Source organism: uncultured Aquitalea sp. (genome assembly GCF_945957525.1).
In the GTDB taxonomy this organism is placed as follows: Bacteria; Pseudomonadota; Gammaproteobacteria; order Burkholderiales; family Chromobacteriaceae; genus Aquitalea.
This window is the reverse complement of the sequence record NZ_CAMFLA010000012.1, coordinates 113,322-138,270: the sequence shown is the minus strand read 5'-3', so window position 1 is coordinate 138,270 and position 24,949 is coordinate 113,322. Positions and strand designations below refer to the sequence as shown.

The 24,949-nt window shown below is 62.4% G+C and carries 25 protein-coding genes; 10 read left to right on the top strand and 15 right to left on the bottom strand.

What is annotated here, in order from left to right:
• Positions 1–604: 604 nt before the first annotated feature.
• The 10 genes from trxA to Q0P52_RS12970 form a co-directional block, all read right to left on the bottom strand.
• Positions 605–967: a thioredoxin gene (gene trxA, locus Q0P52_RS13015; protein WP_293762798.1), complete on the bottom strand. Its 363-nt coding sequence runs from the start codon at positions 965–967 to the stop codon at positions 605–607.
• A 139-nt stretch (positions 968–1,106) separates the two neighbouring features.
• The gene (locus tag Q0P52_RS13010) at positions 1,107–1,454 is read right to left on the bottom strand and encodes a 5-carboxymethyl-2-hydroxymuconate Delta-isomerase (protein WP_293762800.1); all 348 of its coding nucleotides are present in this window, start codon (positions 1,452–1,454) and stop codon (positions 1,107–1,109) included.
• Between the two features lies 1 nt (position 1,455).
• Positions 1,456–2,406, bottom strand: a complete 951-nt coding sequence (locus Q0P52_RS13005) for a class I SAM-dependent methyltransferase (RefSeq protein WP_293762803.1) — start codon at positions 2,404–2,406, stop codon at positions 1,456–1,458.
• Positions 2,407–2,492: 86 nt separating this feature from the next.
• Positions 2,493–3,020 (bottom strand): pantetheine-phosphate adenylyltransferase, encoded by a 528-nt coding sequence (gene coaD / locus Q0P52_RS13000; RefSeq protein WP_293762806.1) that lies wholly within the window; start codon positions 3,018–3,020, stop codon positions 2,493–2,495.
• A 183-nt stretch (positions 3,021–3,203) separates the two neighbouring features.
• Positions 3,204–4,175, bottom strand: a complete 972-nt coding sequence (locus Q0P52_RS12995) for a peptide ABC transporter ATP-binding protein (protein WP_293762809.1) — start codon at positions 4,173–4,175, stop codon at positions 3,204–3,206.
• Positions 4,175–5,146 carry an oligopeptide/dipeptide ABC transporter ATP-binding protein gene (locus Q0P52_RS12990; protein WP_293762812.1) on the bottom strand — a complete coding sequence of 324 codons (972 nt, stop codon included), beginning with the start codon at positions 5,144–5,146 and terminating at the stop codon, positions 4,175–4,177. Before Q0P52_RS12990 ends, Q0P52_RS12995 begins: the two co-directional genes overlap by 1 nt.
• Positions 5,147–5,157: 11 nt before the next feature.
• Positions 5,158–6,081 carry an ABC transporter permease subunit gene (locus Q0P52_RS12985; RefSeq protein ID WP_293762815.1) on the bottom strand — a complete coding sequence of 308 codons (924 nt, stop codon included), beginning with the start codon at positions 6,079–6,081 and terminating at the stop codon, positions 5,158–5,160.
• Positions 6,082–6,099: 18 nt separating this feature from the next.
• Positions 6,100–7,128, bottom strand: a complete 1,029-nt coding sequence (locus tag Q0P52_RS12980) for an ABC transporter permease subunit (RefSeq protein ID WP_293762817.1) — start codon at positions 7,126–7,128, stop codon at positions 6,100–6,102.
• 435 nt (positions 7,129–7,563) lie between these two features.
• Positions 7,564–9,159 (bottom strand): ABC transporter substrate-binding protein, encoded by a 1,596-nt coding sequence (locus Q0P52_RS12975; protein ID WP_293762819.1) that lies wholly within the window; start codon positions 9,157–9,159, stop codon positions 7,564–7,566.
• A gap of 167 nt (positions 9,160–9,326) precedes the next feature.
• On the bottom strand, positions 9,327–10,448 hold the full coding sequence (locus Q0P52_RS12970; protein ID WP_293762822.1) for a beta-ketoacyl-ACP synthase III: 1,122 nt from the start codon (positions 10,446–10,448) through the stop codon (positions 9,327–9,329).
• A gap of 336 nt (positions 10,449–10,784) precedes the next feature.
• Here Q0P52_RS12970 and iscR point away from each other — a divergent pair, with 336 nt between their 5' ends.
• The 10 genes from iscR (at position 10,785) to udk (ending at position 17,993) form a co-directional block, all read left to right on the top strand.
• The gene (gene iscR / locus Q0P52_RS12965; RefSeq protein WP_293762824.1) at positions 10,785–11,276 is read left to right on the top strand and encodes a Fe-S cluster assembly transcriptional regulator IscR; all 492 of its coding nucleotides are present in this window, start codon (positions 10,785–10,787) and stop codon (positions 11,274–11,276) included.
• A 30-nt stretch (positions 11,277–11,306) separates the two neighbouring features.
• Positions 11,307–12,521 carry an IscS subfamily cysteine desulfurase gene (locus Q0P52_RS12960; protein ID WP_293762826.1) on the top strand — a complete coding sequence of 405 codons (1,215 nt, stop codon included), beginning with the start codon at positions 11,307–11,309 and terminating at the stop codon, positions 12,519–12,521.
• A 66-nt stretch (positions 12,522–12,587) separates the two neighbouring features.
• Entirely contained in the window at positions 12,588–12,971 is a 384-nt protein-coding gene (gene iscU, locus Q0P52_RS12955; protein WP_293762828.1) for a Fe-S cluster assembly scaffold IscU, read from the top strand.
• Between the two features lie 9 nt (positions 12,972–12,980).
• Positions 12,981–13,304, top strand: coding sequence for an iron-sulfur cluster assembly protein IscA (gene iscA, locus Q0P52_RS12950; RefSeq protein WP_293762831.1), 324 nt, complete (start codon positions 12,981–12,983; stop codon positions 13,302–13,304).
• A gap of 72 nt (positions 13,305–13,376) precedes the next feature.
• Positions 13,377–13,910, top strand: a complete 534-nt coding sequence (gene hscB / locus Q0P52_RS12945) for a Fe-S protein assembly co-chaperone HscB (RefSeq protein ID WP_293762833.1) — start codon at positions 13,377–13,379, stop codon at positions 13,908–13,910.
• Between the two features lie 37 nt (positions 13,911–13,947).
• Positions 13,948–15,807 carry a Fe-S protein assembly chaperone HscA gene (hscA, locus tag Q0P52_RS12940; RefSeq protein ID WP_293762835.1) on the top strand — a complete coding sequence of 620 codons (1,860 nt, stop codon included), beginning with the start codon at positions 13,948–13,950 and terminating at the stop codon, positions 15,805–15,807.
• 9 nt (positions 15,808–15,816) lie between these two features.
• Positions 15,817–16,158, top strand: a complete 342-nt coding sequence (fdx, locus tag Q0P52_RS12935; protein WP_293762837.1) for an ISC system 2Fe-2S type ferredoxin — start codon at positions 15,817–15,819, stop codon at positions 16,156–16,158.
• Positions 16,159–16,276: 118 nt separating this feature from the next.
• On the top strand, positions 16,277–16,471 hold the full coding sequence (gene iscX, locus Q0P52_RS12930) for a Fe-S cluster assembly protein IscX (protein ID WP_293762840.1): 195 nt from the start codon (positions 16,277–16,279) through the stop codon (positions 16,469–16,471).
• 122 nt (positions 16,472–16,593) lie between these two features.
• Positions 16,594–17,214 carry a glutathione S-transferase family protein gene (locus Q0P52_RS12925; RefSeq protein ID WP_293762843.1) on the top strand — a complete coding sequence of 207 codons (621 nt, stop codon included), beginning with the start codon at positions 16,594–16,596 and terminating at the stop codon, positions 17,212–17,214.
• A gap of 155 nt (positions 17,215–17,369) precedes the next feature.
• Positions 17,370–17,993 (top strand): uridine kinase, encoded by a 624-nt coding sequence (gene udk, locus Q0P52_RS12920; RefSeq protein ID WP_293762846.1) that lies wholly within the window; start codon positions 17,370–17,372, stop codon positions 17,991–17,993.
• 117 nt (positions 17,994–18,110) lie between these two features.
• Here the strand turns inward: udk and Q0P52_RS12915 are convergent, their stop codons facing one another.
• The 5 genes from Q0P52_RS12915 to fdhA form a co-directional block, all read right to left on the bottom strand.
• Positions 18,111–18,332 (bottom strand): formate dehydrogenase subunit delta, encoded by a 222-nt coding sequence (locus tag Q0P52_RS12915; RefSeq protein ID WP_293762849.1) that lies wholly within the window; start codon positions 18,330–18,332, stop codon positions 18,111–18,113.
• Positions 18,329–21,199 (bottom strand): formate dehydrogenase subunit alpha, encoded by a 2,871-nt coding sequence (gene fdhF / locus Q0P52_RS12910; protein ID WP_293762852.1) that lies wholly within the window; start codon positions 21,197–21,199, stop codon positions 18,329–18,331. Before fdhF ends, Q0P52_RS12915 begins: the two co-directional genes overlap by 4 nt.
• Positions 21,196–22,755, bottom strand: a complete 1,560-nt coding sequence (locus tag Q0P52_RS12905; protein WP_293762855.1) for an NADH-quinone oxidoreductase subunit NuoF — start codon at positions 22,753–22,755, stop codon at positions 21,196–21,198. The genes fdhF and Q0P52_RS12905 overlap by 4 nt, the downstream gene beginning before the upstream one ends.
• Positions 22,749–23,228 carry a formate dehydrogenase subunit gamma gene (locus tag Q0P52_RS12900; protein ID WP_293762857.1) on the bottom strand — a complete coding sequence of 160 codons (480 nt, stop codon included), beginning with the start codon at positions 23,226–23,228 and terminating at the stop codon, positions 22,749–22,751. Before Q0P52_RS12900 ends, Q0P52_RS12905 begins: the two co-directional genes overlap by 7 nt.
• 438 nt (positions 23,229–23,666) lie before the next feature.
• Positions 23,667–24,869 (bottom strand): formaldehyde dehydrogenase, glutathione-independent, encoded by a 1,203-nt coding sequence (fdhA, locus tag Q0P52_RS12895; RefSeq protein ID WP_293762860.1) that lies wholly within the window; start codon positions 24,867–24,869, stop codon positions 23,667–23,669.
• Positions 24,870–24,949 lie beyond the last annotated feature (80 nt).

Sequence of the window (24,949 nt, the reverse complement as noted above, 5' to 3'; positions counted from 1 at the left end):
TATACCCCCCGCCCCAACCTCCGTCAACAGGTATTTTGAGAAAAAGCGACTCGCCCCCGCCCGCCTCAACCCAAACCCTTGATCCGCAACGGTTTCGTTTTAACCGGCCCGTCATGATTCTTCGATCCGCCAGCGCGTGGACCTTGTTGGGCGGGCTATGAGGGGCAGCTTTGCCTGGGGATGGGCGATGGAAACGGGGGAATTCCCCGTCTCGGGAGGGGGAAACCCGCGAAACCTGGCTGCCGATGGCGGAAGCCGCCCCTGACGGGCGGAAGACACCCTTCGGCCAACCTTGGGCCGGGCTCTGTATGGGAGCTTATATATAGACAGGCGGCATGAGCGGCTGAGGAGAGACGGCCGGATAAGGGACACGCAGGATAAGGAACACACAACAGGTCGGGCGCAAGATGTCACCCCGCACGCCCTCCGCACCAATCAGGCATTGCGCATGCGCGCCAACACCCACCTTCGGCAAACCGCAAAACAAAAGCCCCTCTTGCGAGGGGCTTGGGGTCGGGCGCATCGGGCATGAGGCCTGGCGTCGGTCCGGTTCTGCATACCCGGTTCTCTATATAGTGAAGATATAGAGAAGAATGCGCGGAGCTTACTGGTCTTGTGCGGCGATATCGGCGCGAACCTTGTCCATGTCCAGATCACGCACAGCCTGGACGAGTTGCTCCAGCTGGCCCGCCATCATCGCACCGGACTGATTGAAGACGATGATGCCGTCCTTGATAGCCATGAGGGTGGGAATGGAGCGGATCTGGAAGTGGGCGGCCAGTTCTTGCTCTTGCTCGGTATCAATTTTGCCGAACACCACATCCGGATGTTTTTCTGCTGCCGCTTCGAATACCGGCCCGAACATTTTGCAAGGACCGCACCACTCGGCCCAGAAATCGAGCAGTACCACACCGCCCTTGTCGACGATGCTGTTGAAGGTGTCGCCTGTGATGTTGACGTAGGCCATGCTGTTCTCCTGCCCTTGAGGCTGATGGTGTAATGCAGGGAAGATTGCTGCAGTATGAAAGAAAGCAAGACCAGCGCTAATGGAAAATTCCTATCAGGCGCATTGCACCCTGCCATCCTGATGATGAGAGCGCCGCCGCTCAGAGTATCGTTTTGGCGTAGCTGTCCTTGTCCATTTCACGCACTTCCACGCATAGCTGGGTGCCGACCGGGCCATTCACCTGCGCTTGCAGAACCGGCAGGATGGCGGCGGAAAGGCGCTGCCGGGCGGGCAGATCGCGTCCGGTGAGAATGGCCAGCTGCAAATGAACGAAGGGGGCCGTGCCGGCTTCCAGCCCGGTTAGCCACTGTTCGCGGCGCACCGCGCGCGACTTGATGTCGCCGGGCTGAAACAGGCCGGTGTCCACTAGCGCCTGATTGAGCGCCAGCAGGGTTAGCCGAACGTCCAGCTGCAAGCCTTCGGTGTATTCAAGCGTAATTTGCGGCATGTCAGTTTTCCTTGCGGCGCAGTTGCCAGCACTGGTGGATCTTGCGGTTGCGGAAATCTTCCGGTACCGACTGGGCGCTGATGTCGCGGATCAGATAGTCTTCGGCCAACCTGTCGTCCAGCTCGAAACTGCGCAGATTGTTGGAGAAATACAGCGTGCCGCCCGGCGCGAGTAGCGCCATGGCGTAGTCGATAAGCCAGACGTGGTCGCGCTGCACGTCGAGGATGTCCTGCATCTTCTTGGAATTGGAGAAGGTGGGCGGGTCCATCACGATGAGATCGAAACGCTTGCCGGCGTCAACGGCGTCTTCCAGATACTGGAACACATCAGCGCGCACCAGTTGGTGCCGGTCGGCGTCCAGACCGTTGAGTTCGAAATTGCGGCGCGACCAGTCCTGATAGGTGTTGGACATGTCCACCGTTTCCGAACTGACAGCCCCGCCGTTGGCGGCGTACACAGTGAAACTGCCGGTGTAGGCGAACAGATTGAGGAAACGCTTGCCGGCGGCCTCTTCCCGCACGCGCTTGCGAGTATTGCGGTGATCGAGAAACAGGCCGGTATCGAGGTAGGCTTCCAGATTGACAATGAACCGTTGGCCGAACTCTTCGACGATGAAATCTTCGCCGGCACTGCCCAGTTTTTCATACTGGCTGACCCCCTTCTGTCGGCGACGGCTTTTGAGCGCGACGCGTTCGGGGACGATGCCGGTGACTGTGGCAATGCCTTCCACTACCGACTGAATCCAGTCGCGATATTCGTCATCCTCCATTTCCCAGCCGGTGTCGTACTCCTGCAGATGCACGCGGTCGCCGTAGAGATCAACGGCGAAGGGAAACTGCGGCACGTCCTTGTCGTAGGCGCGCCAGGCGTCCAGCCCTTGGCGACGCGCCCATTTGGCGAGGTGCTTGTAGTTTTTCTGCAGGCGATTGGTGAAGGCGGAAACGTCTGGCATGGCAATCCTTGATGGGGTGTTCCCCGCAAAAACAAACGCGCGCCAGCTTATCGGCAGGCGCGCGCGGCAGCAAGTCCGGTATCGGTTCAGCTCTGAATGCCGTACATGGCGATGAGCTTGCGATAGACCGGCTCGGGCAAGTATTGGCGGATCATGTTTTCCCAACCGCGCGGACCGACCAGCCCCTTCACCATGGTGGAGGAGACTTCCGCGTATTCGCGCGGGGGCAGCAGGAAAATGGTGGTGATGTCCGGATGCAGATCGGAGTTGATGTAGCGCATGGTGCGCTCGTACTCGTAATCGCTGGCGGTGCGGATGCCGCGGATGATGTAGTTGGCGCCGATGCTTTGCGCGTAATTCACCAGGAACTGGTTTTCGAACACATCCACGCGCAGCTTGTTATAGCCGCGCGTAACGGCGCGCAGCATTTCCACGCGCTCCTCCACACTGAAGGTACAGTGCTTTTCCGGGTTCACGCCAACGGCCACGATCAACTCGTCGAACAGTTCGACGGCCTCGCGGATCATCCACAGATGCCCGTTGGTGACCGGATCAAAGCTTCCGGCATACACGGCTCGCTTCACTTCTCTTTTTCCTCGGTGTGTGTGTGCCATGGCGACTGTATCTCGCTCGTCAAAGTGGGTAAAGCCATTTTTGCTGCACTGCGCAAAAATGGCGTCATGAATGATCGTTTTTGCGACACGCCTGTCCTTATTGCAGTCCATCCCGGTGCAGGAAGCAAGAAAGGCCGGGTTTCCCCGGCCTTGTCAGACACCTTCATGCACCGCCAAGGCGCATCAGACGTTGATGTCTTCGGCCCGGTGACAGGCGATCATGCGCTGCTCCAGCTCGCGCAATTGCGGCACTTCGCTCTTGCAACGCTCAGTCGCGTGCGGGCAGCGCTTGTGGAAGGCGCAACCACTGGGCGGATTGAGCGGACTGGGCAGCTCACCCTGGATCTTGATCTTGACGCGACGGTCTTCCGGATGAATGGAAGGCGTGGCCGAGAGCAGCGCCTGGGTATACGGATGCAAGGGACGCGAGTAGATGGTTTCCTTGGCGCCGACTTCCACCGCGCGGCCCAGGTACATCACCATCAGGTCGTCAGCCACGTGCTCCACCACCGCCAGGTTGTGCGAGATGAACACATAGGCCGTATTGAACTCGTCCTGCAGATCCATGAACAGATTGAGCACTTGAGCCTGGATGGACACGTCCAGCGCCGAGGTGGGTTCGTCCGCCACCACGATCTTGGGGTTGAGCATCATGGCGCGTGCGATGGCGATGCGCTGGCGCTGGCCGCCGGAGAACATGTGCGGATAACGGTAGTAGTGCTCCGGGCGCAGACCCACGCGCTTCATCATGGCGCGCACACGCTCTTCGCGCTCGGCCGAAGACAGGCTGGTATTGATGGCCAGCGGCTCACCCAACTGGGTGCCGATCTTCTGGCGTGGGTTGAGCGAGGCATAGGGGTTCTGGAACACCATCTGCACCTTGGTGCGCATGGCCTTCAGCCCTGCCTTGCCTGCCTGGGCGGCATCCTGCCCGTCCAGCAGCAGCGAACCGGAGGTGGGGGCCTCGATCAGGGTGAGCTGGCGCGCCAGAGTGGACTTGCCGCAACCGGACTCGCCCACCACCGCCAGCGTCTTGCCGGCCTGCAGTTCGAACGACACGCCATTAAGCGCCTTGACCTGGGCCGGGGGCTTGAGAAAACCCTGGTTCACATCGTAGTAGCGGGTCAGATCCCGCGCTTGCAGTACGGTACTCATCATGCCTCCCTGGCCGAGATCGGGTAGTGGCAGCGCACAACGCCACCCTCAACAGCGGTCAGACCCGGTCGCCGGGTCTTGCAGTCGTCCTTGACGTACGGACAACGCGGCGACAACAGGCAACCGGTCGGACGGTCGTACTGACCCGGCACGATGCCCGGCAGGGTGGACAGGCGATGCGCGCCCTTGCTGTGCTCCGGAATCGACGACAGCAACGCCTCGGTGTACGGATGGGACGGATGACGGAAGATGCCCGGCACTTCGGCCAACTCGGCCACCTGGCCGGCGTACATCACCGCCACGCGGTGCGCCACCTCGGCGACCACCGCCAAATCGTGGGTGATCATGATCAGGGCCATGTTCTGGCTCTTCTGCAAATTGACCAGCAGATCCATGATCTGCGCCTGAATGGTAACGTCCAGCGCAGTGGTGGGTTCGTCGGCGATCAGCAGCTTGGGATTACAGGCGATGGCCATGGCGATCACCACGCGCTGGCTCATACCGCCGGACAGCTGGTGCGGATAGGCGGCCAGACGAGTTGCCGCCGCCGGGATTTCCACCATTTCCATCAGTTCCAGCGCGCGCTGCTTCAAAGCCGCTCCGCGCAGGCCTTGGTGCAGTTTCAGCACTTCCATGATCTGGTAGCCAACGGTGTAGCTGGGGTTCAGCGACGTCATCGGGTCCTGGAAGATCATGGCAATGTCCTTGCCCACGATCTTGCGACGCTCGCGCGCCGAAATGGTGAGCAGGTTCTTGCCGTCGAATTGCAGGGTATCCGCCACAATGCGGCCCTGCCCTTCCAGCAAGCCCATCATGGCCATCATGGTGACGGATTTGCCAGAGCCGGATTCGCCGACAATGCCGACGATCTCGCCCTGATTGACCGTGAGGTCCAGCCCTTCCACAGCGCGGAAGGGGTTCTTTTCCGAACCGAACTCCACCGAGAGGTTCTTGATTTCCAGCAGACTCATGCTTCCTCTCCTCAGGCGGCGCGCTTCAGTTTCGGGTCAAGCGCGTCGCGCAGGCCGTCGCCCATCAGGTTGATGGCCAGCACCGACAACAGAATGGTCAAGCCCGGCAAGGACACCACCCACCAAGCACGTTCGATGTAATCGCGGGCGGACGCCAGCATGGTGCCCCACTCCGGCGTCGGCGGTTGCACGCCCAAGCCCAAGAAGCCCAGCGCGGCGATCTCGAGGATGGCGGACGAGAAACTCATGGTGGCATGCACGATCAGCGGCGCCATGCAGTTGGGCAGCACGGTGATGAACATCTGGCGCCACAAGCCGGCGCCGGCTACGCGCGAAGCGGTGACGTAGTCGCGATTGAGCTCCGTCATGGCCGAGGCGCGCGTCAAGCGCACATAGGCCGGGAGCGATACCGTGGCGATGGCGATCATGGCGTTGAGCAAGCCAGGCCCGAGAATGGCCATGATGGCCACGGCCAGCAGCAGCGAGGGCAAGGCCATCATGATGTCCATCAGGCGCATGATCACGCTGCCCAGGCTCTTGGGAAAGAAAGCCGCCAGCAGGCCCAGGATCACCCCTGGCAACAGCGCCATCACCACCGAGCACAGGCCGATGAACAGCGACAGGCGCGCACCGTAGATCAAGCGCGAGAGGATATCCCGACCCAGTTCGTCCGTGCCCAGCAAGAAAGAGGCGCTGCCGCCGTCCAGCCACACCGGCGGTTGCAGCAGATGCTCGCGGAACTGCTCGATCGGGTTATGCGGTGCCACCAGCGGCGCGAGAATGGCGCACAAGGTGACGATGGTCATGAAAAGCAGCCCGGCCACGGCGCCCTTGTTGTGGGCGAAGCCTTGCCAGAATTCCTTGAACGGCGAGGGATAGGTCAGCGCCTGATCCTCAACCGCCGACGCTGCGGTCGTAGTCTTAGCATTAGTCATTGAGCTTACCTGCTAGCGTTATTTGGCGTGACGGATGCGCGGATTGGCGACGCCGTAGAGGATGTCCACGATGAAGTTGGTGACGATCACCAGCGTGGCCACGATCAGGATGCCGTTCTGCACCACCGGATAGTCGCGGCGGCCGATGGCGTCGATCAGCCATTTGCCGATGCCCGGCCAGGAGAAGATGGTTTCCGTCAGCACTGCGCCGCCCATCAGCGTGCCCACTTGCAGGCCGATGACGGTCAACACGGGGATCAGCGCGTTGCGCAGGGTGTGAATGAAGATGACGCGCGCCGGCGACAGGCCCTTGGCGCGCGCGGTGCGCACGTAGTCTTCGCGCAGCACTTCCAGCATGGAGGAGCGAGTCATCCGCGCGATCACCGCCAGCGGAATGGTGCCCAGCACGATGGCCGGCAGGATCAGGTGCATCACCGCGTCCTTGAAGGCCCCTGCGTTGGCCGAAGGATCGGCCGCTTCGGCCAACCAGGTGTCGACCAGCATGAAGCCGGTTCTGGGCGCGATATCAAAGGCCAGATCAAGACGGCCGGATACCGGCGTCCAGCCCAGCTTGACCGAGAAGAACATGATCAGGATCAGGCCCCACCAGAAGATCGGCATGGAAAAGCCAGTGAGAGAAATACCCATCACGCCATGATCGAAAATTGAACCGCGCTTGATGGCGGCGACCACGCCGGCCAGCAGACCAAACACCGCAGCAAACAGCATGGCGGCCAGCGCCAGTTCCAGCGTGGCGGGGAACAAGGTCTTGAATTCGGTCCAGACGCTGGTTTTGGTTACCAGCGACTCGCCCAGATTGCCGTGCGCCAGATTGCCGATGTAATCGAGATATTGCGCGTAGAGCGGCTTGTCCAGACCCAGACGGTGCATCGCTTCCGCGTGCATTTGCGGATCCAGCGAGCGCTCGCCCACCATCACTTCCACGGGGTCGCCGGGAATCATGCGGATGAGGCCAAAGGTCAGCAGGGTGATGCCGAAGAACGTGGGTACCAGGAGGCCCAGCCTTCGAAAGATGAAAGACAACATGTGTACTTCTCCTGTGCGACGCGAATGCTTGTGACGACGCGACGCCGCGATAAGACCCGAGGGAGATCCGGAGCAAGACAGGGGAAGGAAACGCGAGAAACAACAGGGAAGGACACGGGAAGGTGTCGGACAGAAGACGGCAACTGAACCACCCACCTACATCAGTTGCGCCTTCTGCCGCGACGGATGCCAAGATAGCACCCGCCCTACAGGGCGACTTTGACGCAGGTCAATCCCGACCACCACAATGCCACGGCCTGGCGGCCGCGACATCGACTCTGTTTCTCTATCTGGCGTTTCCGCCCCGCCGCCAGGCGGACCGGACACTGCCTTCCGTCTCTTTGCGGACGGATGGGGCAGGCATTGCAGGCAAGACATCGGGGGCGCATGCGCCCCCGATGACGGCAGCTTTCCCCTGCGGGAAAGCCTCAGACCTTATTTGACGCTGACACCCTGGAAGGTGTAATCGCCGAACGGGCTGATCTTGAAGCCGTTGACTTCCTTGCGCATCGGCTGATTGACAGTCGAGTGAGCGATGGTGGACCACGGCAGATCGCGCTTGAAGATTTCCTGAGCCTTCATGTACAGCTTGGTGCGTTCTTTCACGTCGCTGGTGGTGCGAGCCTTCAGCACCAGGCTGTCGAAGTCCTTGTTGCAGTAGCGGGCGTAGTTGGAACCGCCAACGGCTTCACAAGTGAGCAGAACGCCGAGGAAGTTGTCCGGGCTGGCGTAGTCGCCGGTCCAGCCGATCAGGCCGGCGTCATGCTCGCCGTTCTTCATGCGTTTGAGGTATTCGCCCCATTCGTAGGTAACGATCTTGGCCTTCACGCCGATCTTGGCCCAGTCGGCCTGGATCATTTCGGCCATCAGCTTGGCGTTCGGGTTGTACGGACGCTGAACCGGCATGGCCCACAGGTTCATTTCAAAGCCGTTCGGATAGCCGGCCTTGGCCAGCAGCGCCTTGGCCTTGGCCACATCGTACGGGGCGTTCTTCAGGCTCTTGTTGTAGGACCACAGAGAAGCCGGGAACGGGTTGGAGGCTTCCTGACCCTGACCCTGATACACGGCATCGATGATGGCCTTGCGGTTGATGGCCATATCCAGCGCCTGACGCACTTCCAGTTTCTTGAACTGCGGCTTTTCGACGTTGTAAGCGAGGTAACCGATGTTGAAGCCCGGCGCAGTCATCATCTTCAGCGCCGGATCGGTCTTCATGGCGGCCAGATCGGTCGGACGCGGATAGGACATGATGTGGCACTCGCCGGCCTTCATCTTCTGATAACGCACGGAAGCGTCGGTGGTGATGGCGAACACGAGGTTGTCCACCTTCACTTCACCCTTCTTCCAGTAGTCCTTGTTGGCCGCGTAACGGATCTGGGCGTCCTTCTGGTAACGCTTGAACACGAACGGACCGGTGCCTACCGGCAGTTGGTTGATCTGGGAAGCCTTGCCGTCTTTCATCAGCTTGTCGGCGTACTCGGCGGACTGGATGGAGGCGAAGGGCATGGCGATCTTGATCACCAGGTCGGAGTCCGGGTTCTTCAGGTTGAACTTGACGGTGTAGGGATCGACCTTCTCGACAGAGGCGACGTTGGCGTCAAGACCGGTGTCGGAAGCGTACGGGAATTCAACGTTGTAAGCCTTGCGGAAGGGATGGTTCTTGTCGAACATCCGCATGAAGGTAAACACCACGTCGTCCGCGTTGAATTCGCGGGTCGGCTTGAAGTAGTCGGTGGTGTGGAACTTCACGCCCTTGCGCAGCTTGAAGGTGTAGGTCTTGCCATCCGGGGATACGGACCAGGATTCGGCCAGGCCCGGCACGGCCTTGGTGGAGCCGTGTTCGAATTCAACCAGACGGTTGAACATGGCGTGGCCGGCGGCATCGAAAGTGTTGCCACCGGTAAACTGGGCGGAATCAAAACCTTCCGGGCTGGCTTCCGAGCAGTAAATGAGAGTACCAGCAGCCTGGGCGGCCATGGAGGCGCCGGCGATCAGGCTTGCAGCCAGCAGCATTTTCTTAGCAGCTTGCATGTTTCTTTCCTTTTCCTTTGTACAGACTTCATTTTCTTATGATTCGGCCCGGGCGATCCTGAGGACCGCCATGGGCGGATACATTATGCAGAGACGCGCTTTTTGACAAGCACGATCACTGTTTTTGCGGCGGGTATTTGTGCCAACACATTACCCGCCCGCCAAATCTAGCACTTTTTCACCACAACACTGCCTACCGAGTAACCCGCGCCAAAGGAACAGATCACGCCCACGTCTCCTGCGGCCAGCCCGTCGCCGTGCAAGTGGAAAGCGATGATGGAACCCGCTGAACTGGTGTTGGCATAACGGTCCAGAATCACCGGCGCTTCCGCTTCGCTGGCTTCACGGCCCAGCACGCGACGGGAGATCAAGTGGTTCATCGACAGATTGGCCTGATGCAACCAGAAGCGCCCCACCCCTGACGGCGCGATATCCAGCGACTCCAGATGGCCGACGATGTGCTCACCCACCATCGGACAAACTTCTTTGAACACCTTGCGCCCCTGCTGCACAAACAGCTTGTCGGGCTGACCGATACCGCGCTCGTCGCAACGATTGAGAAAGCCGAAATTGTTGCGGATATTGTTGGAAAACACTGTAGCAAGGCGCGTGCCCAGCACTTCAAAGCGCTTGGCGGACACGGCGCTGTCCGCAGCCTCCACCACCACTGCAGTGCAGGCATCGCCGAAGATGAAGTGACTGTCGCGGTCGCGGAAATTGAGATGCGCGGAACAGATTTCCGGGCTGATCACCAGCACGGCGCGGGCCTGGCCGCTTTGCACTGCGTTGACAGCGGTCTGGATACCGAACGTGGCGGAGGAGCAGGCCACATTCATGTCGAAACCATAACCATTGATGCCCAGAGCTTGCTGGATCTCGATGGATACCGCCGGATAGGGCCGCTGCATGTTGGAGCACGCCACCAGCACCATATCGATATCTTCGGCCAACCTGCCTGCCGCCTGCATCGCCTCGCGCGCGGCCGCCACGCCCATTTCCGCCTGAACGGAGAGCTCTTCGTTGCCGCGCTCCGGCAGGAAGGGCGCCATGCGCGCCGGATCCAGCACACCAGACTTGTCCATCAGAAAGCGCTGGCGGATGCCGGAGGCCTTGAGAATGAACTCGGCGCTGGACTCGGCCAGCGGCTCCAGCTCTCCAGCCTCGATGGCCGACGCATTGTCGCGATTCCAGTTGTTGACGTAGGCGTTGAAGGCCTCGACCAGCTCTTCATTGCTAACGGCATTGGGCGGGGTGAACAATCCGCTGCCGCTGATGACCACTTTCTTCATATGCATGTCTCTTCTTGAATTCATGTGCCGACTGGCGTGATCACGTCTGTTGCGCCCGGCCTACAGCAACCGGCAGGTTGCAAACGGCGGGATCGCGCTTGTCGGCATGCCCAAACGGGCGTTTGAACGAATAATACACCAGCCCCTGTTCGCTATCGAAACTAATGCCCCAAGCAGGCATAAACCTAGTAAAATTATCAACTTTGCCCCAGCAGGCTGGACATTCCGCTGCACCGCGCCGTGACAGTCGGCCCCGGGGCACTGCCGAAAAAGTTGACCAAAATACTCGGGAATTGGGTATAATGGCTGCAACCACCCAAATCGGAGTACTTCATCATGCGTCTGACCACCAAAGGCCGCTTCGCCGTGACCGCCATGCTGGATCTTGCCATGCGCGAATCCAACGGCCCGGTCACTCTGGCCGGCATCAGCGAACGCCAAAGCATTTCGCTCTCCTATCTGGAACAGCTCTTCGGCAAACTGCGCCGCGCCGAGCTGGTGGACAGCGTGCGCGGCCCGGGCGGCGGTTACACGCTGGCCAAGATCCCGCCTGACATTTCCGTTGCCGACATCATCTCCGCCGTCGACGAACCCGTTGACGCCACCCAGTGCGGCGGGCGCGAGAACTGTCATGACAACCATCGCTGCATGACCCACGACTTGTGGACCACGCTCAACGCCACCATCTTCGACTACCTGTCCAAGGTTAGCCTGGGCGATCTGGTGGAGCAGCAGCGCGCCAAAGAGTCGGCCAAAGAAACCAATGTATTACAGGACAAGCGCGAAAGCAGCCCCCGCTCGTCGGCTTCAGCCGCCAGCGCCGCCTGATCCGCCCTGTCCTTGCCACGGAGAATACTGATGAGCCTCAAGCTTCCGATTTACCTCGACTACTCGGCCACCACGCCGGTAGATCCGCGCGTCGCCGAAAAGATGATCACCTATCTGACCGACAAGTTCGGCAATCCGGCGTCGCGCAGCCACAGCTTCGGCTGGGAGGCGGAAGAAGCGGTAGAGAATGCGCGCGCCGAAGTGGCCCGACTGCTCAACGCCGACCCGAAGGAAATCGTGTGGACTTCCGGCGCCACCGAGTCGGACAACCTCGCCATCAAGGGCGCGGCCATGTTCTACAAGACGCGCGGCAAGCACATCATCACGGTGAAAACCGAACACAAGGCCGTGCTGGACACCTGTCGCGAACTCGAACGCCAGGGCTTTGACGTTACCTATCTGGGCGTGCAGGAAAACGGCCTGATCGACATGGAAGCATTCAAGGCCGCCATCCGTCCCGACACCATCCTTGTGTCGGTGATGTATGTGAACAACGAAATCGGCGTGATCCAGGACATCCCGCAAATCGGCGAAATCTGCCGCGAGAAGGGCATCATATTCCACGTGGACGCCACTCAGGCACCGGGCAAGGTCAAGATCGACCTATCCACCCTCAAGGTAGACCTGATGAGCCTGTCCGCTCACAAGGTGTATGGCCCCAAGGGCATCGGCGCGCTGTACATCCGTCGCAAACCGCGCGTGCGCCTGGAAGCGCAAATGCACGGCGGCGGTCATGAGCGCGGCTTCCGCTCCGGCACCCTGCCTACCCACCAGATCGTCGGCATGGGCGAAGCCTTCCGCATCGCCCGTGAAGACATGGATGCCGAAAGCGAACGCATCCGCATGTTGCGCGATCGCCTGTGGAACGGCATCAAGGACATGGAAGAGGTGTACATCAACGGCGACGAAGAACAACGCGTGCCGCACAACCTCAACGTGAGCTTCAACTTCGTGGAAGGCGAAAGCCTGATCATGGCGATCAAGGATCTGGCCGTATCCAGCGGCTCCGCCTGCACCTCCGCTTCGCTGGAACCGTCCTACGTGCTGCGCGCGCTGGGCCGCAGCGACGAAATGGCGCACAGCTCCATCCGCTTCACCATCGGCCGCTTCACCACCGAAGAAGAAATCGACTACGCCATCAAGCTGCTGAAAGACAAGATCGGCAAGCTGCGCGAACTCTCTCCGCTGTGGGAAATGTTCAAGGACGGCGTCGACATCAACTCGGTGCAGTGGGCAGCCCACTGACAGTACAGATCAGCTTCGGCCAACCCTGAACGATAGCGGGGCGGCCGGAGCGGCAGGAGAGAAAACATGGCATACAGCGACAAGGTAATGGATCACTACGAGAACCCCCGCAACGTGGGTTCCTTCGACAAGGGCGACGACAGCGTGGGCACCGGCATGGTGGGCGCCCCGGCCTGCGGCGACGTGATGAAACTGCAGATCAAGGTCAACGCCGACGGCGTGATCGAAGACGCCAAGTTCAAAACCTATGGCTGCGGTTCCGCCATCGCATCGTCTTCGCTGGTGACTGAATGGGTGAAGGGCAAGTCGCTGGACGAAGCGCTGTCCATCAAGAACACCGCCATCGCCGAAGAACTGGCGCTGCCGCCGGTGAAAATCCACTGCTCCATCCTGGCCGAAGACGCCATCAAGGCCGCAGTGACAGACTACAAGCAAAAACACGGCAAGTAAGGACGCATCATGGCCATCACGCTTTCCGAAACCGCAGCGCGCCACGTTAGCCAGTTCATCAGCAAACGCGGCAAGGGCCTCGGCATTCGCCTGGGCGTCAAGACCTCGGGCTGTTCCGGCATGGCTTACAAGCTGGAATTCGTCGATGTCGCCAACGATGAAGACATCGCCTTCGAAAGCCATGGCGTCAAGGTGTTTACCGATGCCAAGAGCCTGGCCTACATCGACGGCACCGAACTCGACTACACCAAGGAAGGCTTGAACGAAGGCTTCAAGTTCAACAATCCCAATGTGAAGAACGAGTGCGGTTGCGGCGAGAGCTTCAACGTCTGATCCTTGCCGGGTCGGCTGCCGCTATCTGGTTGCCGACCATTCCCACTCGCACTTGCGCCCGCCTTTTCGCTGATGACAACCGACTTCACTCAGGATTTCTTCTCCCTGCTGGGCCTGCCGCGCGCTTTCGCGCTGGATACCGAGCGTCTTGACCACGCCTGGCGCACCGCCGCCGCCGAAGTGCATCCCGATCGTCACGCCAGCCGCCCCGAAGCGGAAAAACGCGTGGCGCTGATGATGGCCACGCGCGTCAACGAGGCCTACCAGACCCTCAAGAACCCAGTGAATCGCGGCCGTTACCTGCTGTCGCTGCAAGGCGTGGATACCGGCGAAGAAACCAATACCAGCATGCCGGCGGACTTCCTCATGGCGCAAATGGAGTGGCGCGAAAGCATCGAAGACGCCCGCGACAGCGGCGAGGTGGAAGCGCTGGATGCGCTGTCCGCCCGTTTGCGCGACGAGATGCGCGAGCGGGTTGCCGAACTGGCCGTCGCGCTGGATACGGCCCCGGACTTGGACGCCGCCGCGCTTCTGGTGAGAAAATTGCGCTTTCTGGAAAAACTGGAACAGGAGATCGGCGACGCCATCGAAAGCCTGCTGGGCTGAGCGCGCCGTTTACCCTCCACAACAATAAAGACGAGTCATGGCCCTACTGCAAATCGCCGAACCCGGTCTGTCCGCCGCGCCGCATGAACACCGCCTGGCGGTAGGCATCGATCTTGGCACCACCAATTCGCTGGTGGCCACCGTACGCAGCGGCTCCGCCGCCGTGCTGGCCGACGAATTCGGCCGCAGCCTGCTGCCGTCCGTGGTGCGCTACCTGCAGAACGGTGAAACCGTGGTGGGGCATGAAGCGCAAAGCGAGCAGACCCGCGACGCGCAGAACACCATCTCTTCAGTCAAGCGCTTCATGGGCCGCAGCGTGAAGGACATCAAGGACGCGCCCGCCCTGCCCTACCGCTTCGTGGACGCGCCGGGCATGCTGCAGCTGCAAACCCGCGCCGGCGTGAAAAGCCCGGTGGAAGTATCGGCCGACATTCTGCGCGCGCTCAAGACCAGGGCGGAATCGGCGCTGGGCGGCGAACTCACTGGCGCCGTCATCACCGTGCCCGCCTATTTCGACGACGCGCAGCGCCAGGCCACCAAGGACGCCGCGCGTCTGGCCGGCCTCAATGTGCTGCGCCTGCTGAACGAACCCACCGCCGCTGCCATTGCTTATGGTCTGGACAACGGCGCAGAAGGCACCTATGTGGTGTACGACCTGGGTGGCGGCACCTTCGACATCTCCATTCTCAAGCTCACTCGCGGTGTCTTCGAAGTGATGGCCACCAGCGGCGACTCCGCGCTGGGCGGCGACGACTTCGACCATCGCGTGTACTGCTGGATTCTCGAGCAGGCAGGCCTGCACGGCCTGTCGGCGCAAGACGGCCGCCTGCTTCTCACCCGCGCTCGCGAAGCCAAGGAGGCGCTGACCGAGCACCTCGATACCCGAGTCACCGCACTGTTGTCCGATGGCCAGGCCATCGACCTGACGCTGGATCAGGCCACCTTCCGCCAGATCACCAAAACCCTGGTCGACAAGACCCTGCTGCCGGTGCGCAAAGCACTGCGCGACGCCGGCATCCAGGCTGAAGACGTCAAGGGCGTGGTGATGGTGGGCGGCGCCACCCGCATGCCCCACGTGCAAAAAGCGGTGGGCGACTTCTTCGGCCAACCTCCGCTGACCAACCTCGACCCGGACAAGGTGGTGGCGCTGGGCGCGGCCATCCAGGCCAATGTACTGGTGGGCAACAAAACCGACGACGAATGGCTGCTGCTGGATGTGATTCCGCTGTCGCTGGGCATTGAAACCATGGGTGGCCTGGCGGAAAAGATCATCCCGCGCAACAGCACCATCCCGGTGGCGCGCGCGCAGGAGTTCACCACCTTCAAGGACGGCCAGACCGCCATGTCCATCCACGTGGTGCAAGGGGAGCGCGAGCTGATCTCCGATTGCCGCAGCCTGGCGCACTTTGTGCTGCGAGGCATCCCGCCCATGGTGGCCGGCGCGGCGCGCATCCGCATCACCTTCCAAGTAGACGCCGACGGCCTACTGGCCGTCTCCGCCCGCGAAATGACCAGCGGCGTGGAGGCCAGCATCGAAGTCAAACCGTCCTACGGCCTGGGCGACGAAGACATCAGCCGCATGCTGACCGAATCGCTCAGCCATGTGCAGGACGACATCGAAGCGCGCAAGCTGCGCGAAGCCGTGGTGGATGCGGAAAGCCTGCGCGACGCCACCGTCTCCGCCCTGGCCAGCGACGGCGACCTGTTGGCCGAAGACGAGCGCCAGTTGGTGGACACAGCCCTTGCCGCCATCGCCGAAGCCATCGCCGCCGACGACACCCGCCAGGTGAACCAGGCCACGCATCACCTCAACAAGGTGACCGAAGACTTTGCCGCCCGCCGCATGGACCGCAACATCCAGCGCGCCCTCAAGGGCCAGAACATTGCCGAGCTATAAGGATTTTTCATGCCACGCCTGATCGTGCTGCCCCATGCCGACCTCTGCCCCGATGGGGCGGTCATCGACAACGCCGAAACCGGCAAGAACATCTGCGAAGTGCTGCTGGAACACGACATCGAAATCGAGCACGCCTGCGAACTGTCCTGTGCCTGCACTACCTGCCACTGCATTGTACGCGAGGGTTTCGATTCGCTGAACGACGCGGACGAACTGGAAGAAGACATGCTGGACAAAGCATGGGGGCTGGAAGCCCAGTCCCGCCTGTCCTGCCAGGCCGTGATCGGCGAGGAAGACCTGGTGGTGGAAATCCCGCGTTACACCATCAACCACGCCCGCGAGCATCACTGAAAACGCGCGCGATCCGCCGCTGATCGCGCACGCCCGTTGAGAACCGCCGCGCCATGCGTCGGCTGCCGACAACACACCGGCAAACCGCGCATGCTCATGCCGCCTCTGGAGCACCAAGATGAAATGGACCGACGTTAACGACATCGCCATCGAACTGGCCGACACCTACCCGGACGTGGACCCGACAACCGTCCGTTTTGTTGATCTGCACAACTGGGTGGTCAGCCTGCCCGGTTTCGACGACGATCACAGTCGCGGCGGCGAACGCGTGCTGGAAGCCATCCAGCAAGCCTGGATCGACGAAGCCGACTAAGAGCGGCTGGCAACCGCTGCCCATCAACGCCCTGCCTCCGGATAGGGCGTTGTCATTTTCTCTACCCCTGCAGCGTACCAGCCGCTACCATGGTGCATTCCCCACCTCGCCGGAGCACCACCATGTTTACCCTTGTCATTGGCAGCAAGAATCTTTCCTCCTGGTCGCTGCGCCCCTGGCTCGCCCTGAAAATGCTGGGCGAGCCGTTTGAAGAAGTGCTCATCCCGCTGGGTCGCGCCGACAGCAAGCAGCAAATCCTTGCCTACAACCCGGCCGGCAAAGTGCCTTTCCTGCGCGACCGCCAATTGGCGGTGTGGGACAGCCTCGCCATCTGCGAATACCTGGCCGACTGTTTTCCCGGCAAGCTGTGGCCGCTTGATGCCGCGCAGCGCGCCGAAGCCCGCTCCATGGTGGCGGAAATGCACTCTAGCTTCACCGCCCTGCGCCAGGAGCTGCCAATGAACGTCACCGCCAGCCTGCCGGGCAAGCCATTGTCCGATGCGGCGCTGGCCGATATCGAGCGCATCGTTGATTTGTGGGAACACCAGCTGGAACGCAACCAGACGCAAGGCCCCTTCCTGTTTGGCGAGTTCAGCATCGCCGATGCCTTCTTCGCGCCGGTGGTCTGGCGTTTCCATACCTATCATGTGGCGCTGCCGGCGCTGTCCGCCCGCTACGCCGCCCACCTGCGCGCGCTGCCGGCCATGCAGCAATGGTTGGCCGAAGCCGAAGCGGAAGGCTGACGCGGCGGTTTCCGTTTCCGCCGCTGCCGCGCTACTGCCCTCCCGCTGGCAGCGGCGGACAGTAATACGGAAAAAAACAGCGCAAAACTGATGGATCAACGCGCCATAACTCATTAAAATGGCGCGTTTTTTTGCGATCCCGAAAGGCAGTACCCATGACCACACCGTTCATCATCGGCGTTGCAGGTGGCAGCGGCAGCGGCAAAACCACGGTTACGGTCAAGGTGCTGGAAACCATCGGCGACGATATGGCTGCGGTCATCGTGCAGGACTACTACTACCGAGACCAGAGCCACCTCACCTTCGAACAACGGCTAGCCACCAATTACGACCACCCGCACGCCTTCGACTGGCCCTTGCTGATCGAGCACATCGACGATCTGCGCAACGGCCGCGCCATTGACATGCCGGTATACGATTTTGCCAATCACACCCGTTCCGAGCAGACCATCACCATCCAGCCGGCGCCGGTGATCGTGATCGAAGGGCTGTTTCCGCTGTACGACGCCGCGCTGCGCGAGATGATGTCGCTGAAGATTTTTGTCGATACCGATCCGGACGTGCGCTTCATCCGCCGCCTCAAGCGCGACATCGCCGAACGCGGCCGCACCACCGACAGCGTGATCGACCAATACCTGTCCACCGTGCGCCCCATGCACAACCAGTTCATCGAGCCCACCAAACGCTTTGCCGACGTGATCCTGCCGCACGGCGCCAACGACCCGGCGGTGGATATCATCACAACCAAGGTGGCCAGCCTGATCCGCGATCTGGCCTGAGCCGCGCGTGGCTGCTTGGCCATAGGATCTGCCCTGAGCCCCAGACAAACAGGCCGTTATCGCTTACGCGACAACGGCCTGTTTTACGCTCATGACGCCATCAGCACTGGGCGGTTGCTATCCGCCTTGATCCAGCCCGGCCACCGCCTGTCTGGCGCTGTGGCTCAAGCCCTCCGCCCGCCCCTCGGCCAGCGCGGCGCAGAGCGCCTCGCGCATCGACGGTGCCCAGAAGCGTTGCAGATGATTACGGATATCCGCCACCGCTTCCGCCTCGCTGGCGTCGCCGTCAAAAAACTGGCTGATCTGGTTGGCCATGCGCACCAGTTGTTCGATATTCATCGACCGGTCTCCTTTTCCGCCCGCCGCCTTTCGGCCAACAGCGCCTGTTGCTGGCTGCTGAATTCGCGATAGCGTTGCTGCCACACGGAAGGCTCGTTGACACGCAGCACTTCCACCGCCGTCACTTTGTATTCCGGGCAGTTGGTCGCCCAGTCGGAGTTGTCGGTGGTGATGACGTTGGCACCGGATTCCGGAAAGTGGAACGTGGTGTACACCACGCCCGGCGCCATGCGTTCGCTGACGCGAGCGCGCAGCACGGTATCGCCAGAGCGGCTGGCCACGCCCACCCAGTCGCCATCGGCGATGCCGCGTTGTTCTGCGTCGCTGGGATGGATCTCCAGCCGGTCCTCTTCATGCCAGGCCACATTGTCGGTGCGGCGAGTCTGCGCGCCGACGTTGTACTGACTGAGAATGCGGCCGGTAGTCAGGATCAGCGGGTAACGCGCATTGACCTTTTCCTCGGTCGGCACATAGCGGGTTACCATGAAATGCCCTTCGCCGCGCACGAAGCGGTCAACGTGCATGGTGACGGTGCCCTCCGGCGCGCTGTCGTTGCAGGGCCATTGCAGGCTGCCATGCTGGTCCAGCTTGCGATAGCTGACGCCGTGGAAGCTGGGCGTGAGCCGGGCGATCTCGTCCATGATGTCGGACGGGTGGCGATACGGCATGGCGTAGCCCAGTGCTTCGGCCAGAGCGATGGTGACTTCCCAATCCGCCTTGCCGCCCAGCGGCTCCATCACCTTGCGGACGCGGGAGATGCGGCGCTCGGCATTGGTGAAGGTGCCATCCTTCTCCAGGAAGGAGCTGCCGGGCAGGAACACATGGGCAAAACGGGCGGTTTCATTGAGGAAGATGTCCTGTACCACCACGCACTCCATGGCGGACAGGGCGGCAGTGACATGCTGGGTGTTGGGGTCGCTCTGGGCGATGTCCTCGCCCTGGCAGTACAGGCCCTTGAAGCTGCCGTCCAGCGCCGCTTCGAACATATTGGGAATGCGCAGCCCCGGCTCGGCCTGCAAGGCCACGCCCCAGGCCGACTCGAACAGACCGCGCACGCTACCGTCCGAGACATGGCGGTAGCCCGGCAGTTCGTGCGGGAAGGAACCCATATCGCAGGAGCCCTGCACGTTGTTCTGCCCGCGCAGGGGGTTCACCCCCACGCCCTCGCGACCGATATTGCCGGTGGCCATGGCGAGATTGGCGATGGCCATCACCGCCGTGCTGCCCTGGCTATGCTCGGTAACGCCCAGACCGTAATAGATGGCGGCGTTGCCGGCATTGGCGTACAAGCGGGCGGCGGCGCGGATGTCTTCCGCCGCCACGCCGCACACCCCGGCGACGGCTTCCGGCGACTGCGCCGGCTGGGCGACAAAATCACGCCAGCGACGGAAAGCCTCCGCTTCGCAACGTTCGGCGACGAAGGTTTCGTCCACCAGCCCTTCGCTGACAATGACGTGGGCCAGCGCGTTGAGCATGGCCACGTTGGTGCCAGGGCGCAGCGCCAGATGATGGCTGGCGCGGCCATGTGGGGTGTCCACCAGGTCGATGCGGCGCGGGTCCACCACGATCAGGCTGGCCCCCTCGCGCAAACGGCGGCGCAGGCGCGAGCCGAACACGGGATGCGCATCGGTGGGGTTGGCGCCCACCACCATGATTACATCGGCTTGCATCACGGAATCGAAACTTTGCGTGCCGGCCGATTCGCCCAGCGTTTGCTTGAGACCATAACCAGTGGGCGAATGGCAAACGCGGGCGCAGGTGTCCACATTGTTGTTGCCGAAAGCGGCGCGCACCAGCTTCTGCACCAGATAGGTTTCTTCATTGGTACAGCGGCTGGAGGTGATGCCGCCCACCGCCTCGCGGCCGTACTGTTGCTGCAGTCGGCGGAACTCTCCGGCGGCGTAAGCCAGCGCTTCTTCCCAACTCACTTCGCGCCACGGGTCCTGGATGCTCTTGCGGATCATGGGTTTGGTGATGCGGTCCGGGTGGCTGGCGTAGCCCCAGGCGAAGCGACCCTTGACGCAGGCGTGGCCGTGGTTGGCCTGGCCGTTCTTGTCCGGCGCCATGCGTACTACGCGGTTGCCCTTCACTTCCGCCTTGAACGAGCAGCCCACGCCGCAATAAGCGCAGGTGGTGGTGACGCTGCGATCCGGCTGACCCCACTGGATGACGCTCTTTTCCATCAGCGTAGCAGTGGGGCAGGCATCAACGCATGCGCCGCAAGACACGCATTCCGAACCGAGAAAATCCGGCCCGCCCGCCGCTCTGACGCGGGACTCGAAGCCCCGGCCGGCGATGGTCAGCGCAAACGTGCCCTGCACCTCTTCACAAGCGCGCACGCAGCGGTTGCAGACAATGCACTTGGAGGGGTCGTAATCGAAATACGGATTGGAGCAATCCTTGGTTTCCTGCAAGTGCCCCTCGCCTTCAAAGCCGTAGCGCACCTCGCGCAAGCCCACTTGCCCGGCCACGGTTTGCAGCTCGCAATTGCCGTTGGCCGAACAGGTGAGGCAGTCCAGCGGATGATCGGAGATGTACAGCTCCATCACGCCGCGACGCAGTGCTGCCAGCGCTTCGCTCTGGGTGCGCACCACCATGCCGGGCGACACCGGCGTGGTGCAGGAAGCGGGGTAGCCGCGATGACCGTCGATTTCCACCAGACACATGCGGCAAGAGCCAAACGGCTCCAGGCTGTCGGTGGCGCAAAGCTTGGGAATGGGGGTATCCAGCAGGCTGGCCGCATGCATGACCGAGGTGCCGGCCGGCACGCTGATATCACGTCCATCAATGTTGAGGGTGATGCTGGCTTCGCCGGCGCGGGCCGGCGTGCCGCGATCCGGCTCGCGGGAGGAACAGGCGCAGCTCATTGTGCGTTCTCCTGGGAAGTCAGGCCGAAATCGGCGGGAAAGTACTTGAGGGCGCTTTGCACCGGAAAGGGCGTCATGCCGCCCAGCGCGCAGAGCGAGCCATGTTGCATGGTGAGGCAGAGGTCATCCAGCAAAGCATGTTGCCGGGATTTCTCCTCGGCGTTGCCAGCCGCCAGCAAGCGGTCTATCACTTCCACGCCGCGCGTGGAGCCGATGCGACAGGGCGTGCACTTGCCGCAGGACTCTATGGCGCAAAACCGCATGGCGAAGCGCGCCATGCGCCCCATGTCCACCGTATCGTCCGCCAGCACCGCGCCGCCGTGCCCCAGCATGGCGCCAATGGCGGCCAGTGCTTCGTAATCCAGCGGGGTGTCCAGCAGGGAGGGCGGAATCCAGGCGCCCAGCGGGCCGCCCAGCTGCACCGCCTTCAGCGGACGGCCGCTGGCGGTACCGCCGCCGTAATCCAGCACCAGCTCGCGCAAGGTCAGGCCGAAGGCCCGCTCCACCAAGCCGCCGCGCCGCACATTGCCGGCCAGCTGAAAGGCCATGGTGCCCAGCGATCTGCCCATGCCGAAATTGCGATACCAAGCCGCCCCGCGCGCCAGGATCAGCGGCACGGAGGCCAGCGACAATACGTTGTGCACCAGCGTAGGTTGGCCGAAGAGGCCCTGCAACGCCGGCAGCGGCGGCTTGGCCCGCACCGTGCCGCGCTTGCCTTCCAGTGATTCCAGCAACGAGGTTTCCTCGCCGCAGATGTAGGCCCCCGCGCCTTCGCGCACTTCGATATCGAAATCGTGGCCGCCGTGGGCCACGTTGTCGCCGAGATAACCGTGTTCCCGGGCAATGACGATGGCCTGGCGCAGCACGGCGATGGCCGGCGCGTATTCGGAGCGCACATAGATGTAGCCCCGGGTGGCCCCCACCGCCAGCCCGGCGATGGTCATGCCTTCCAGCAACAGGAAGGGGTCGCCCTCCATCAACATGCGGTCGGCAAAACTGCCGGAGTCGCCTTCGTCAGCGTTGCACACCACGTATTTGCTGTCCGCACCGGCCTGACGCACGGTGCGCCATTTGATGCCGGCGGGAAAGGCCGCGCCGCCCCGGCCGCGCAGGCCGGAATCCAGGACATTGGCGACGATGTCGTCGCCGCTCATGGCGGCCGCTTTCTCCAGCCCCTGATACCCTCCGGCGGCCAGATAATCATCCAGCGACAAGGGCCGGGTAAGGCCGGCGCGGGCAAACAACAAGCGCTGCTGGCTCTTCAGGTAGGGCAGTTCATCCACCAGCCCGATGGACAAAAGGTGATCCCGCACGGCGGCCATGTCGATGGCCAGCAGGCCGGACACATCCTCCGGCGTCACCGTGCGAAAACCTGCCCGCCCGTGCGGGGTGTCCACCTCCACCAGCGGCTCCAGCCAGAACAGGCCGCGCGAACTGGTGCGGCGGATATCCAGCGCCATGCCGCGCCGCGCCGCCTCTTCGGCAAACCTTTGCGCGACGTCGTCCGCGCCCACGGCGCAGGCGACGGAATCCATGGGAATGTAGACAGTCAGCATGCGCCCTCCCCGCCCTTGAGGCCTTGCAGCAATTGCCGCAGCTTGTCCGGCGTCACGCGGGCATGCAGCCGGCCGTCCAATTCCAGCGCCGGCGCGCAGGCGCAAGCGCCCAGGCAGTACACCGGGATGAGGCCCAGCTCGCCGTCCGCGCTGACGCCCTCGTCAGGCAGGCCCAGGCTGTCGCGCAGTTGCGCGGCCAGCGCTTCGCCTCCCATGCATTGACAGGCCTCTGCCCGGCACAAACGCAAAGTGTGGCGCGCGGGCGGTTCGGTATGGAAATCGTGATAGAAACTGATGACGCCTTCGATTTCGGCGCGAGTGCGGTTGAAAGCGCTGGCGATCAGCGGCACGGCGGCCGGCGGCAGATAGCCCAGTTGATCCTGTACCGCGTGCAACAGCGGCAAAAGGCCGCCTGGCGCGGCGGCGTGGCTGCGCAGCAAGCCCTCCACCGCGGTTTGTTGTTCTGGCGTCATGTTGGCGTGTCCTGCAGGGCAGCCGCCCGCCCGGCAAACGGCGTCATCGACGCCGGCAACGGCTGGGGGCGGGCTGGGCGCAACCTGCTTGAGTCTGTTTTCATGTTAAGGCGCTTGCTGGCAAAGCAAACTGCTTGGGCCACAGTAACGGCCGCCGTTACGCAAGGCTTGCTCACAGGCGACCTCCTCGCGGCACGGCGCGTCCCGTGCGTCCCGCACACGGCGCTTGCCATGACGGGCCGCGACAAGGGAAGGCATCTTCCCCGTCTTATGCCATCCGGCATTTGACCGCCATCAAGCGGTCGTGATCAAGCTTAGGCGTGAAGCTTGCAGGGCGCATGACACGCGAGGGTTAGCCGAAGCGCCGGCAGCTACCCTTGCCGGGTTGTTCCCTCTGCAAAGCCCGGCACCGCTTTTGCCGCGCCGGGCGCCGGCGCGTCAGGCCGTGTTCAGCAGTTGCAGATGCGGGTCAATGACGAATTTCTTCGGCGCGCCGCCATCGAATTCAGCATAGCCCTGCGGCGCCTGATCCAGCGTGATAAGTTGCACGCCCACCACTTCGGCGATATTGATGCGGTCCCACAAAATGGCCTGCATCAGGGCGCGGTTGTACTTCATCACCGGTGTCTGGCCGGTAAAGAAGCTGTGCGATTTGGCCCAGCCCAGCCCCAGCCGCACCGACAGGCTGCCGCGGCGCGCCGCTTCATCCTTGGCGCCAGGATCATCGGTGACGTAAAGCCCCGGGATGCCGATGCGGCCGGCTTCGCGCGTGACTTCCATCAGCGAGTTGAGCACGGTGGCCGGCGCCTCCTGTTGCGAGCCGGCATGGCCGTGGCCGCGCGCTTCGAAGCCGACCGCGTCGATGGCGCAATCCACTTCCGGCACGCCCAGAACGGCGGCGATCTGCTCTGCCAGCGTGGCATCCTGCGACAGGTCAACGGTTTCAAAACCCACCGCGCGCGCGTGGATCAAGCGCGACGGATTGACGTCGCCCACGATCACCACCGCCGCGCCCAGGAGTCGGGCGGATGCGGCTGCAGCCAGGCCTACCGGCCCCGCCCCCGCGACATACACGGTACTGCCCGGTCCCACGCCCGCCGACACCGCACCGTGATAACCGGTAGGCAGGATATCGGAGAGGCAGGTCAGATCGCGAATCTTGGCCATGGCCTGATCGCGGTCGGGAAACTTCAGCAGATTGAAGTCGGCGTACGGCACCATGACGTATTCGGCCTGGCCGCCCACCCAACCGCCCATGTCCACATAGCCGTACGCGCCGCCTGCACGGGCCGGGTTCACCGACAGACAGACGCCGGTGTGCTGTTCCTTGCAGCAGCGGCAACGCCCGCAGGCCACATTGAACGGCACCGAAACGATGTCGCCTTTCTTCAGCATCTCGACATCGCTGCCCACCTCGATCACCTCGCCGGTGATTTCATGGCCCAGCACTAGCCCGGACGGGGCGGTGGTGCGACCGCGCACCATGTGCTGGTCCGAGCCGCAGATATTGGTGCTGAGCACCTTGAGAATCACGCCGTGGCCAAGCTTGCGGCCAGCGGGCGACACCAATTCCGGAAAGGGGATGGACTGCACCTCCACCTTGCCCGGTCCGACATATACGACACCACGGTTGCCTGTCATGTGTTGTCTCCTCATTGTTTGAACACACGGTTGCATCGGGGAAAGACCGCGCCGGCGCGCCGACGGGCCTGGGCATCGTA